The 13,038-nt window shown below is 42.5% G+C and carries 11 protein-coding genes; 5 read left to right on the plus strand and 6 right to left on the minus strand.

The window, feature by feature from the left end; all coding sequences use genetic code 11:
• Positions 1–96 precede the first annotated feature (96 nt).
• On the plus strand, positions 97–981 hold the full coding sequence (locus H562_RS0111530; RefSeq protein WP_394330176.1) for a YeiH family protein: 885 nt from the start codon (positions 97–99) through the stop codon (positions 979–981).
• 158 nt (positions 982–1,139) lie between these two features.
• Positions 1,140–2,420 carry a chloride channel protein gene (locus H562_RS0111535; RefSeq protein WP_027377643.1) on the plus strand — a complete coding sequence of 427 codons (1,281 nt, stop codon included), beginning with the start codon at positions 1,140–1,142 and terminating at the stop codon, positions 2,418–2,420.
• Positions 2,421–2,483: 63 nt separating this feature from the next.
• On the opposite strand, the gene ric is transcribed toward H562_RS0111535, so the two are convergent.
• From ric to H562_RS0111560, 5 genes are all read right to left on the minus strand, one after another.
• A complete protein-coding gene (ric, locus tag H562_RS0111540; protein ID WP_027377644.1) occupies positions 2,484–3,197 on the minus strand; it encodes an iron-sulfur cluster repair di-iron protein in 714 nt (237 codons plus the stop codon).
• A 145-nt stretch (positions 3,198–3,342) separates the two neighbouring features.
• Positions 3,343–3,774 carry an RrF2 family transcriptional regulator gene (locus tag H562_RS0111545; protein WP_027377645.1) on the minus strand — a complete coding sequence of 144 codons (432 nt, stop codon included), beginning with the start codon at positions 3,772–3,774 and terminating at the stop codon, positions 3,343–3,345.
• 5 nt (positions 3,775–3,779) lie between these two features.
• Positions 3,780–4,151, minus strand: coding sequence for a hypothetical protein (locus tag H562_RS0111550; RefSeq protein WP_027377646.1), 372 nt, complete (start codon positions 4,149–4,151; stop codon positions 3,780–3,782).
• Between the two features lie 69 nt (positions 4,152–4,220).
• Positions 4,221–4,691 carry an Lrp/AsnC family transcriptional regulator gene (locus H562_RS0111555; RefSeq protein ID WP_027377647.1) on the minus strand — a complete coding sequence of 157 codons (471 nt, stop codon included), beginning with the start codon at positions 4,689–4,691 and terminating at the stop codon, positions 4,221–4,223.
• Between the two features lie 131 nt (positions 4,692–4,822).
• A complete protein-coding gene (locus tag H562_RS0111560) occupies positions 4,823–9,622 on the minus strand; it encodes a translocation/assembly module TamB domain-containing protein (protein WP_027377648.1) in 4,800 nt (1,599 codons plus the stop codon).
• A 4-nt stretch (positions 9,623–9,626) separates the two neighbouring features.
• Between H562_RS0111560 and tsaD the strand changes: the two genes are divergently transcribed.
• Genes tsaD through H562_RS0111575 form a run of 3 tightly spaced genes read left to right on the plus strand, consistent with a single transcriptional unit; the run spans position 9,627 to position 11,854 of the window.
• Positions 9,627–10,679 (plus strand): tRNA (adenosine(37)-N6)-threonylcarbamoyltransferase complex transferase subunit TsaD, encoded by a 1,053-nt coding sequence (tsaD, locus tag H562_RS0111565; RefSeq protein WP_027377649.1) that lies wholly within the window; start codon positions 9,627–9,629, stop codon positions 10,677–10,679.
• Between the two features lie 18 nt (positions 10,680–10,697).
• The gene (locus H562_RS0111570) at positions 10,698–11,096 is read left to right on the plus strand and encodes a hypothetical protein (RefSeq protein ID WP_027377650.1); all 399 of its coding nucleotides are present in this window, start codon (positions 10,698–10,700) and stop codon (positions 11,094–11,096) included.
• A 47-nt stretch (positions 11,097–11,143) separates the two neighbouring features.
• On the plus strand, positions 11,144–11,854 hold the full coding sequence (locus tag H562_RS0111575; protein WP_027377651.1) for an RsmE family RNA methyltransferase: 711 nt from the start codon (positions 11,144–11,146) through the stop codon (positions 11,852–11,854).
• Between the two features lie 17 nt (positions 11,855–11,871).
• Here the strand turns inward: H562_RS0111575 and H562_RS0111580 are convergent, their stop codons facing one another.
• On the minus strand, positions 11,872–12,540 hold the full coding sequence (locus tag H562_RS0111580) for a TrmH family RNA methyltransferase (protein WP_027377652.1): 669 nt from the start codon (positions 12,538–12,540) through the stop codon (positions 11,872–11,874).
• Between the last annotated feature and the right edge of the window lie 498 nt (positions 12,541–13,038).

A 13,038-nucleotide genomic window follows, 5' to 3' on the forward strand; every position in this document is an offset into this window, starting at 1 on the left:
AAATATGAATAGTAAATTGTGGAAATTTGCAGAAGTAAAATCATCCAACTATGCAGTCTGCCCAATCGAATTTCAAAAAAGATCATATTTTTTGTCCTGGTTTTGTTTTGTCTCTCCCCGTTTGCGTCGTCGCCGGTTGCGCTGGCTTCGGGAATTGCCTTCACGATAATTATTGGAAATCCTTACGAGCAAAATGTTCAGAGATATATTCATCTTCTGCTGCAGATTTCGATCGTCGGTTTAGGCTTTGGCCTTAAGCTGGATGAAGCCCTGCATGCGGGAAAGACCGGCGTGATCCTCACCGTTTTAAGCATTACCACGGTAATGGTTTTAGGTTATCTGCTGGGGAAACTCTTTAAAATCGAACGGCCGCTTTCTTACCTCATTTCCGTGGGAACTGCAATCTGCGGTGGCAGCGCGATTGCTGCAGTTTCGCCCATAATCAAACCGAGCACCAAGCAGATATCGCTTGCTTTGGCAATTGTATTTACGCTGAATTCCGTGGCTCTGTTTATTTATCCGCCGCTCGGGCATCTTTTAAAACTGACTCAGGAACAGTTCGGTCTGTGGTGCGCCATCGGGATTCACGATACCAGTTCGGTGGTAGGTGCTGCCAGTAAATATGGTGATGTGGCGCTGAAGGTAGCAACTACAGTTAAACTGTCGCGCGCACTTTGGATTATTCCAATGTCGCTGCTTACCATGTTTTTTTTCAAGACTAAAGGAGCTAAAGTGAAAATCCCATATTTCATCGGCTATTTTATTCTTGCGATTCTCCTTAATACCTATGTTCCAATATTCGGCGGATTGAGTGCTGTAGCCACTACTGCGGCGAAGGCCGGTCTTAATTTAACGCTGTTCTTTATCGGTTCCACCATCTCGGTACAAACTTTAAAAACAATCAGCTGGAAACCTTTGGCTCTGGCGATGATCTTATGGATCACCATCAGTGTGGGCAGTCTGTTGCTGATTATGAAATAAATTTCTGCCGCCATCGACTTTAATTTTATTGCTTTTTATTTCCTTTAATGACTTATTTCGGATTTCAGTAAATTTGCAGTACATCTTCAGATTTTAATTTCCATCAACGGAAAAATTTCTGAAAAGCACTCCACCTTTATTTACGCAAAAAAATCCCTTTGGAAAGAAAAAAGATAGTAACCCAACATTACCTGCGTCTGATCGCTGCTTCTGCCATGGTCGGTCTTGGCAGCGCGCTGCTGGCTTTTGGCCTGAAACACCTGACCGAATATTTCGAACATCACATTTTCAATACAGTACGTTCCACCAACGCCGTGCTTTTTATAGTTCTCCCAACAATAGGAATTACAGCGATTTATTATCTGCGGAAATACGCCTTTAAAAACAGAAGGAATAAAGGAATTACCGAAATTTATAAAACCCTGGACCAGCGGAAAGATCACCTGCCGCTTTTTAAAATTCCTTCGCATTTTATCAATGGATTTCTCACGGTGATATTCGGGGGCTCTACAGGTGTTGAAGTTTCTACGGTGGTCGCTACGGCCACGCTCGGGAATTATGCCTATGAGAAGGAGTTCTCGGCGAAGATGTATAAGCGTGAACTTATTTGCGCCGGAGTTGTGGCTGGTGTCGCGGTTTTGTTTACAAGTCCTATTGCGGGCTGGCTTTTTGCTCTTGAAGTTATTGCGCGCAAGATGCGTACTTCCCTTGTCATTTCGTGCACTGCTTCTGCGGCCGTAAGCTGGATCTTCATTAAATTTTTCGATTCCGAAAGAATTCTTTCCCACGCGGTGCTCAACTGGACTTATGCCGCACTGCCCTTCTTTTTGATCCTCAGCATTTTAGGAGGTATTCTGTCTGTTTATTTTACTTTTCTGGTGACGAGAATGAAGCGCCTTTTCTCTAATATTACCAATAATTTTCTACGTGTGAATATTGGTGCGGTTGCGGTCGGAAGTCTGATCTATTTCTTTCCCGCGTTATATGGTGACAGTTATCACGGTTTGCGCGAGGTGCTGCAACATCCCACAGAACTGCCGGCAATTTCTTTTATTTTCCTGTTAACCGTCGCCATTCTGAAACCGCTGGCGGCATCTTTAACTCTCGGTGCCGGTGGGGACGGTGGTGTTTTCGCGCCGAGTATTATCGGCGGGGCTTTTTTAGGACTTGCTGTAGCGTGGATCGCGAATACCTATTTCGGCACCAACCTTATTCCGGTGAACTTTGCTTTGGTTGGTGCGGCAGTTACTTTATCGGCGTCTTTGTACGCACCATTTACGTCTGTATTTCTTATCTGCAATCTTTTGCCTGATGGTTTTGTACTGTTTCTGCCAATATTGGTTTGCTGCCTGATTTCGCACCGGTTTGCAAAGATTCTTTTGCCTTACAATGTATATACCTACGATTTCTGGCTGCAGACAAAAAACGGCACTGTCTGAAAATAGAAATCCACTCCGGCAAAAAACCGGAATGGACTTCAGTAAAAAAACAGAAAATTTAGTCTAAAATGTTTTTTCGAGTTCTATTGCTTTAGGGAAAAGGATGTTATTCTCTAAATGAATATGCTTGTGAAGATCGTTTTCAAAATCCTCGAGCATTTTGTAAGTCACCTGATAAGTTCCGCAGGCATCTTCAGGAAACTGATAGTTGTTGGTTAATTTCGCAATAACTTCAAATCTTTCACCTTCCACGGTGTGCTCATCTTTCATCATCGCTACAGGACTTTCAACAGTACCGAAATGTGGTCTGTCGATAGTTTCACCTTTCTGTTTTGCAGCTACCATTTTTTTAATGAAGGGAAATAAGATCAGTTCTTCTTTCTTCATGTGTGCAGCAAGCTCCTGTGCGCTTTCTGTAAACAGTTTCGTAATCTCGAAAAGTTCCGGATGTCTGTCGCCATGAACTTTGCACAACTTGTTCAAATACTGAATAAGTACGGTAGAATTTTCTTCTACATAACGGTGATGGGTTTTTTCTACATAATCTGCCAAAAGATCCAACGGCCAGGAATTAAAATCGATATCACCGGATTTCTCTTTTCCAATATTTTCAAGGTCGCTGTACACATCAGCAACATTGTATTTCTTGTTTTCACAAGCTTCTTCTATTGTTCTGTTGCCTTTGCAGCAGAAATCAATTTTATATTTCCGGAATACGGAGGCAGCTCTGAAATCTTCTGCTACCATCTCGCCAATTGTTCTTTCTTTCGTTAACATTGTTCTGTGATTTTATATTTATAGTACAAATGTAAACATATTTTTTAATTCGGACAATTTTATCCTATTTTAATTTAAATATTTTTTAATGATGCTTTTAATCATCATAACGGCTTAGGTTTTAAAAAAAAGGATTTGAAAAAGATTATTTGAGCCAGGCCAGGCCGCTTTCCGTTTTTTGCGCGAGGTCGTAAAATGAGTATTTCTGCGTCATGAATATCAAGTTTTCGCGCACCTTCTTAAAATCATCATGTACGGGACAGGGATTGAGTTCTGAACATTTGTGAAGCCCAAGACCACAATCGGTAAAAAGTCCTTCGCCATCAAAAATGCGAACCAGGTCGTAGATTTTGATCTGTTTCTGCTTTTCGGGATCGAATATAAAGCCACCCTGTTTACCACGGTTGGATTCCAGTATATCTTCGCGGCAGAGCTGCTGAAGAATCTTTGCAGTAAATGCAATGGGTGCAGCTACAGAAGCAGCTACATCCTTTACATTTACCCGCCGCTGCTGTAAACTTTGCTGGGCAATATAAATCGTGGCTTTTATGGCGTATTCGCAGGCTTTTGAAAACATCTTCTTTATTTAAAAAATTTCCATTTCGGAATAAACGCCAGGAGACCTACGGTGATAAAGAGGAAAAGATTTGTCACATCGGTATATAAAAATGTTGAGAGATAGTAATTGTGCAGAATATAATGCAGCAGTACAGCGGCTGGAAAAATGAAAACACCAATCCTGCGGTAGAAAAATATCAGCACCAAACCCGCGATCATGAGCGCATCAACACCATAGATCAGAAAGAAATAATTCTGCGGTATATTCAGTTCCACGCGCTGCAGAAATTCATCGGTATCAATTCCGATGCCCATTAACGTAAAAATGAGCAAGGCTGCGAGCGATAAAATAAATCCCAAATCTTTTTTGGGACTTTCGTATTTAAAGTCTTCCATAACGGTAAAAATAAAAAAAACTTTCGAAGAAATCTTCAAAAGTTTTTTGTGGCACGCTGCGGTTTCTCCTTAAATGGAAACTGCGTCGATCAATCTGTTTTTATCGGAAATATATTCTTCCATAGAAATCATACTTTCTGTGCGCATAACATCCTGTATATCATCGATCTGATAGATGATACGTTTTGCATCTTCGGTATTTTTCGCCTTGATTTTGCAGAAAATATTATATTTCCCGGAAATTACGCTCGCTTCGATCACATTTGGGATCGTGGTAAGCTCTTTCAGAACTTCCTGTGTTCTGTTTGATTTGGTAAGTAGAATTCCTATGAAAGCGGTAAAGTGATAATCCAGTTTACCGTAATCAATAGTCAGTGATGAACCCAGAATAATTCCGGCGTCCTCCATCTTTTTTACTCTCACGTGAATGGTACCTGCAGAAACATCCATCTGTTTTGCGATTTCTGTAAAGGGCATTCTGGTATTTTCGACGAGAAAATCGAGGATCTTTTTGTCGATTTCGTCTAGTTGATAATTCATTGTCGTACTTTTATAAATTTACTAATACTTACTGTATAATTTTGCAAATTTACGAAAAAATATTAAAAGTAAAAGTATTCGGTAAATATTAACAACATTTAACTAAACCTTTTACTTTTGCACCTAAATCCCTATTTTAAAGTATCTTTCTTAAAAGATTCTTTTTTAAACAGCGATTTCGTTGTATTTGAATTTTTATCTTTTTTCTTTCTTTTAAAGATGGTATTAAAACTTTTACTATACACCACTCCCACTCCATAACTCTGGTTTGCACTGGCATTGGCCGCGCCCGCTCCGTTGAGGCCTATATTGGTTGGTTTAGAGTATGCACGCAATAATCTTGTACCGTCATTCTTTTTGGACCAGTCATATTCTATAATTCCTTCGCCCGAAAGGTAATCAGCGTTTGTATTTTCCGACTTCGAGATCGGAATTCCCAAGCCCGTTTTTACCGTAACCCGTGGCGAAAGTGCAATACTTACACTCGCATTGGCCCGATCGCCCGTATTGGAATTTGCATCACCGTTCAGATAATTTAAATCCACCTGAAACTCATTGCTGATGGTATTCAGTACCGAGCCGAGTTGCTTGAAAAGCATATTATAACCAGAAGTTTCCAGCGTATTGCCAAGGTTGATATCGAAAGCGGAATTACCCACATTAAAGCTGTTCATTACAAGCACAGAGCCGAACTGAATGATCTTTTCGTCTTCATTACTCATTTTCTGGGCAAGTGTGGCTTTTAAATCACTCGACACATCCTGTGCTGATATGCCCAACTCAATTTTGGGATTATCCAGAGTTTGTGTAATATGTGTTGAAAGCAGGACATTGATGGGCTGCAGACTTCCCATATTCAGGTATTGTCCGGCATTGGTTACTGTCCGCAGATAAGTTGCGTCAATATCAAGGTCCGGGGAAATGGGATCGCCATCCCAGCGGATACTGCTGCCTTTCGATATCTGGAATGTTCTGTTGAGGATCGCTTTGGATACAAAAGTTCCGTTATCTACAAAATAATCACCGTTCATTGCCACAGCACCTGCTCTTGTCATCCGGAAGCGCAGTTTCTCGGCATTACCGCGTACGGAAATATCGCCGATATCATCGCCCACAAGCACGTTTACCGTAGTACCTTTGTCAACAGACAGGGTGAAATCTACATTGATATTGGCACTTGATTTTTTCTTTTCTTCCACCGAGATCATTCCGGATTCATCGCGTTTCAAAAAACGGAGCATCTTAAATTCCTCGACGTTTGAAGTAGAATTTGAGTTGAAGGTGAATACGCTGTTATTCAGCGCCTTCATTTCCGGAGTTGTAATATTCAGCGAGGCTACGGGTCCATCAACATACAGCGTACCGGTACCGTATACGCGACCCCAGAACAGATCCAGATCTTTCTGTGTGGTATTCAGCAGCATCAGATTATCGGCACGCATCACAAGGTTGACCCCCATTGATGATAATGTCTCAAACTGTATCGCACCGGAGATGGAACCTTTGGAATTAGACCGGCCATCGCTTACGCCAATATCATTCAGGATTGCCAATCCTTTGGAAAGTGAAACTACAGTGTCATCAAAAGAGTAATCCACTCCGGTAAAATTAAGTTTTAATCCGAAATTGCTCAACGCGATATCTCCGCTGTAATCCACATCATTAAGTTTTCCGGAAATCTTTAAGGCGCCTGAAGCTTTACCTCTGATATTTCCGAAAACGCCCTTCAGGAATTCCTGAGCGAAAGCAAGGTCGAATTCCTTCATATCGGCGACCAGGTCAAGCGTTGGAGAAGAAGTATTGTTGTTGACAGTTCCCGACAGGTACAGGCTGTTATTTCCAATTATTCCGGCTTTGATGACTTTGGCTTCAATATCAAAAATATTTGGTACCGCACTTTTCTTTGCAGAAATCACCACATCTCCCATATCATTGCCATTCATAAAAATATCGGAAACAGTAAGGTCCACGAGCGGTTCCAGATTGTTTTTATCCATTCGGATATCAAAGGTTCCATTGGCTGTTCCCTGAATATCCATGCTGTTATCATCTTTGGTAAAGGCAAATATCTTGGCGATATTCAGGTTTTTTACCTCGCCTTCTGCCGAGAAGTCTTTCGCAGATTTAAATATCGATTCTTTGAGCAGAAGTTCACTTTGATCGGAATACAGCCGCAGGTTGTGAATTAGAAAGTCGCCGGTAAGTTTGCGGTACGTGATGGAATGGTCAAGACCGGCAGAAGTATCCACACTCCACGCCACGTCATTTATTTTAATGGTCGTGGGCTCAAAACGGAAGACGTAATCGCCCGAACTGTTTGTGGTTTGGTTCAGGTTTACCGCATATTCCTTCATGGTCTGCTTCACCTCCTCTTCAGGTGTGCCGAGTTTGAAATCGGCGGCGATATGCAGCAAGCTGTTGTTCTCATTTCTGCCATGCAGTGTAACATCTTTTAAGACATTGTTGTTATATTCTGCGCGGTCTACTTTTACAAAAATTTGTTCATCCAGATTTGCAGTATTGATGCGGACCATAATATTATCGACCATGGCACTGTCGTGTGTGATCTTGTCCCGCTCAGTTATTTTATAGGCGGGATTTGCTTTGGCCAGCGCCTGATCAGCATCGGTAATTTCCTCTTTTTTGGTCATCAGATATTTCAGGGACTGCGCATCGATATTCAGAATCAGGTTATTGGAATTTCCATCATAAGCGCCACTCACGGTGGCTCCATTTGGAATCCTGACATTCGGCTCAAAATAGCTGATGAGATCCTGCTTCACATCAAAATTCATTGTAAAGTTCTGGCCGCGGTATAATTTTCTCGGTGGCGGATTCACCAGTATTTTACCTAAGCCATTTTGTATCATTCCTGCAAGGTCGCCCAGATTATATTTTCCTGAAATCTGTCCGTTGACCGCACCCGGCGCATTTACATCCACTACACGGTTACCATTTTCAAAAAAGGCTTTCACTTTTGCGTTTGGAATTAAATATTTTTGTGAGGCATTATTAAAGGTCACATTTTGCAGATCAGCGTCCAGAACCAGATCATTAAGATTTGTCATTGCGATTTTGCCGTCCACATTTCCACTGACGATCTGGCTGCCTTTGCCACCGGTGAAATAGTTCAGATTTAAATACTGCACATCTGCCTTTATATCTGCCGCAATTTTAGAGGTATGGAAATCAATGAAACCGTTTACTTTTGCCTTTGCCTGTTCGTCATTAATATTTACAATGCCACGATAGGTCTTATGATCGAGCAGCCCTTCCAGATAAACGTTGTTAATTTCCCTGTTCATGATCTCCACTTTGGAGATTTGCGAACGTGTCCGGAGCCGCATGGTATTAACGTCGAAACTCTGACCCTGCACATTGAATATCCCGGAAATCAGTCCTACTTCATTATTTTTGGTAATAACAGAAGTGTTCAGATCGTTAACCTCGGCAAAACCACGGTATTTCGGCATATTCGAACTGTAATCTTCCAGATAAAAGTTGCTGATCTTCGCCTGGCCGATTCCTGTAATCAGGCGCGCATTCGGCACATAAACCTGTTTGGGAGTTACGCGTGCGGCACCGTTGAACTTTAACCGTCCAAAATCATCAGCGAAATTTTTCATCTTTGATGAAATGAAGGTCGGCATCATCGCCTTGAGATCTTTGTATGTAAAGTCCGTAGAAATGGTATTGGATTCGATCTGGAAATTACCTTTAAGCAGGTTAGAGACCTTCATTGTATTGGTGTGGATGTTGACCTGCGGGTTTCGGACCAGGAAATTATCCAGGTAAAACTTATTTAGCGGACCGGTCATATTTCCTGAGATATTGATGGGTTTATAATTATCCCAGTCGGTTACAAAATAACTGATGTCGTAGCCGCTGATCTGGCTGCCGGGCTGCATCTTCATATCCCAGCGCACGCGGTCGGCGAACTGAGACCAGGAACCGTTATTCAGACCAAACCTTATGTTGCCCTGTAGCAAACTGTGGTCTGTATTTAAAGTAAGATCTTTCAGCGACAGATAATCGGGAGTCATGGAAAGCTCGGTCGAAAATGTATCGACATAATGTGTTTTGCCCCATCTTTCTGTGTAGAAGCTCATGTTGTTGATCTGTCCAAAGATATTGCTGCCATTAACCTTGACCTGTGGCGCATGCAAATTAAACTTCGTGGCGGTTAACCATTTCCCGTCTTCACCTTCGCTGTTTTGGTTCACGATGATCACTTTTGAATCAATGATGTCAACACGCGAATTCAGCTGGAATGGTGGTTTGTTGGGATCTCTTTTTTTTCCGGATTCAAAGTTCTGGGTGTAGCGGATGAAGTTGGAAATACTGTCGCCCCTGTAAGTAATTACCTTGATGTCGGCATTGGTAAGTGAGAGTTGGTCGAAACTCAGCGCGTTGCTTTTCCCGGTGATGGCGTTGGACGCGAGTGAAATCCAGTCGGAGTTTGCACGAAATTCCCGCGCTTTGATGAACTCCATTCCTTTATAATCTTTAATGCGGAGACCTTTGATCAGGATATCGCCAAAGTAATCTACACTAACACTTTCGGTAGACATTTCTGCTTTAAAATCCTGGTTCAGAACCTGGAGCGCCTGGTTGGCAGCCCATCTTTTCGTCACATTCAGGTTGATGGCGATAAGCGCGAGAAGAACTACGGAAAGTGCGGTCCAGAAAATGATAAGAATAAGTTTTGCCCACCATTTGTAACTGGTCACATCTTTTCTGGCCTGTTTGCCAAATTCCTTAGCTGTTTCTACAGGATGCGTAATGGCGTCGGAAGCGAGCTGCGTGGCATCTTTGAGGGTTTCCTGAACCTTGCCGCTCACCTGGTCTGCTGTATGCTGCAGCTGGTCGCCAAGGTCTTCGGCAACCGACTTTTTGTTTTCGTTATCGTTATTATTCTCTAAATTTGCCATTGTTATGAGCGACTCAATAATTTTAGGTATAGAATCATCCTGCGACGACACCTCGGCAGCTGTAATACGGGGAAATAAAATCCTTTCCAACATTGCAGCCAATCAGGAGATCCACAATGAATATGGCGGTGTAGTTCCCGAACTCGCTTCCCGTGCGCATCAGCAAAACATCATTCCCGTGGTCCAGAAGTCTGTGAGGAAAGCAAATATACAACAAAAAGATATTTGTGCTGTCGGTTTTACGCGTGGTCCGGGACTTTTGGGTTCGCTCCTTGTCGGCACTTCATTTGCAAAATCTCTGGCAATGAGTTTACAGGTTCCCTTAATTGAGGTTAACCACCTGCAAGCCCATATTTTAGCCCATTTCATCGACGATGCAAATTTAATGCCTCCCAAATTCCCTTTCCTGTGTCTCACAGTTTCCGGCGGACATACCATGATCGTACTCGTGAGAGATTATTTTGACATGGAGATCATCGGAAAAACCATCGACGATGCAGCCGGTGAAGCATTCGACAAAATCGGGAAGATCTTCGATCTTGATTATCCCGCCGGACCTATTGTCGACCGTTTGGCCAAAGAAGGAAACAGCAGTGCTTTTCAGTTCAGCAAACCCCGTATCGACAACTATAATTATTCGTTCAGCGGTGTAAAGACTTCCGTTTTATATTTTATTCAGAAAGAAATTCATAAGAATCCGGATTTTATTAAAGAAAACCTGAGAGACCTCTGTGCCTCGGTGCAGAAAACAATCGTAGAAATTCTAATGCATAAACTAGAAAAAGCGGCAAACGATCTTCAGGTCAATGAAATCGCAATCGCAGGCGGCGTGTCGGCAAATTCAGGACTGCGGCAAGCCATGAAAGACAGGGCAGAAAAACTCGGCTGGAACATTTACATCCCAAAATTCGAATACACGACTGATAATGCTGCAATGATTGCAATGGTGGCAAAACTGAAGTTTGACCGCGGTGAATTCGCAGACCTTTCGGTATCGGCCACAGCGCGGTATGATATCGAGGAAAGCTTTAAAAAGAACAGTCAAATCCTGGATTAATCAACTGAAAACATCCTGATGAAAATTTTACTGGAAGAAAAAATTCTCGGCACACACTCCAAAAAAAGTTCGCGCTATTACTGGATACTGGAAACGGTGACCGCAAAACGACCTCCTTCTGACCGGGGAAATGACTTTGAGGCGACCAGTTCTGAAAAAGGATACATTCAGGATATAAAAGCGGAAATCATCGAAAAGATGAATTCCGAAAATGTTTTCAGCTTCCCCTATACACCAAAAGAAGGCGACTATCTGGCCATCAAAAACAATTTGCGGAAATTTGAATATCTGAATCTGATTTTTATCAACGACAAATGGATTGAAGAAATATTTCCGTGCAGCTACCGGGAATGCGATACCGACATGTACAGCACACTGAAAACCGGTGTGGCCTTTTTCAGCGACAGTGTGGCATAAAAGCGCACTATGCCGAACATCTTTTATTAATAAAATCCGAAGTTCAGATGAAATTATTTTACGGAGAAATCTCAGATAACCAAGTATTTATTGACGCTGAAGAGCAAACACACATTGTGAAAGTCTTGCGCATGCGCGACGGAGAAGATATTTTTGTAACAGACGGAAAAGGTAAACTCGCAAAAGGAAATCTAAAGCTAGAAGGTAAAAAAGTCCTGCTGGAAACAAAAGAAATAAACAGCAATCTGCCGAACTTCTCGCCCCAACTTCATATTGCGATAGCGCCGACTAAAAATATAGACCGTATTGAATTTTTTCTGGAGAAAGCCACCGAAATGGGAATCTGTGAAGTTACCTTTCTACAAACCGAGCAGACCGAACGCAAAAATATCAACATCGACAAACTGCGGAAACAAAGCATTGCCGCCTCCAAGCAAAGTCTGAGATTTCACTTTCCGAAAGTTAACGGTTTGCTGAAATTTTCTGATTTTATTAAAAACGTTGATCCGGCAAATACCTTTGTGGCCCATTGTAATGAAAATCTTATAAGATTTGATCTGAAAGAACTCCAGCACAATCAAAACATGAGACAGCAGAAAATCACTTTTCTCATTGGTCCTGAAGGTGATTTTTCTGAGAAGGAAATTCAGCTGCTCGCAGAAAAAGGAGTTAAAGCCGTGTCACTCGGCAAGCAGCGCCTGCGTACCGAAACCGCGGGTATATTTGTAGCGGCCTGGAATTATGGACTGATGGACTGAGCGCATGATAAAACTTTTCATAACAAAGTTTTATGTTCACCAAGAAATTTCGCCAGGATCTGTTTTCCACTTTTGATGGAGTTTACGGCCCAGCGCACCTTCATTTCCCAAAGCTTTTCTTCCGTAAGCTTATAATTGATACCTGAAGCGATCAGTTTCTGCTTCATGGCGTACACGCAAATCGCCGCGGCGACAGATACATTGAAACTCTGTGTAAAACCGTACATCGGAATAGCCAAAGTTTCATCGGCGAAATTTAAAATCTCATCTGTTACACCTTCGGCTTCTGTACCGAATACGAGCGCCACGGGATCTGTAAGCTGAAAATCCGGTAAAAGCGTGGCATTTTTTTCGGGTGATACCGCCACAATCCTGTACCCGCGGTTTTTTATTTCCTTTAATGATTCCAGCGTGTGTGGCAGACGCTCCACTTCCACCCAGGTTTCCGCTCCTTTGGTCACGCGGAGATTGGGATTAAATTCGTGCTCACTTTCCATAGCCACGATTTTATGAAAGCCACAGGCTTCGACCGAGCGCACAATCGCCGCGGCATTACGGAACTGAAAAACATCTTCGATTACCGGCAACACGAAACCGGAACTTTCGGGCGCAATACGGTTAATCTTTTGGAGTCTTTCGTCGGTAAGGAACTGCTGAAGATAATGGAAGATTTCGCGGTTTTTCATGAGGGTAAAATTAGGGATTTATTTGGAAAGCGGGTTGGGGCGCGAGCGAAGCGAGCGCCGAAAAGTATAGCTGGAAAAAAGTGTAATTAAATAATTCTGAGAAGACTTTAAACTTGGAAGTTGTCGCGAGCGAAGCGAGCGCCGAAAAGTATAGCTGGAACAAAGTGTAATTAAATAATTCTGGGAAGACTTTAAATTTGGAAGTTGGCGCGAGCGAAGCGAGCGCCGAAAAGTATAGCTGGAACAAAGTGTAATTAAATAATTCTGGGAAGACTTTAAATTTGGAAGTTGGCGCGAGCGAAGCGAGCGCCGAAAAGTATAGCTGGAACAAAGTGTAATTAAATCATTCTGGGAAGACTTTAAACTTGGAAGTTGGCGCGAGCGAAGCGAGCGCCGAAAAGAGTGGCAACCTAAACGCGAAGTAAGATTCTGTAAAGCTTAGAGTAACGGCCGCTGTTTAATCACAAATTCAGGACCTGTGCGCGGAGCTTTTATTTG

Source organism: Kaistella palustris DSM 21579 (assembly GCF_000422265.1).
Classification (GTDB): Bacteria; Bacteroidota; Bacteroidia; order Flavobacteriales; family Weeksellaceae; genus Kaistella; species Kaistella palustris.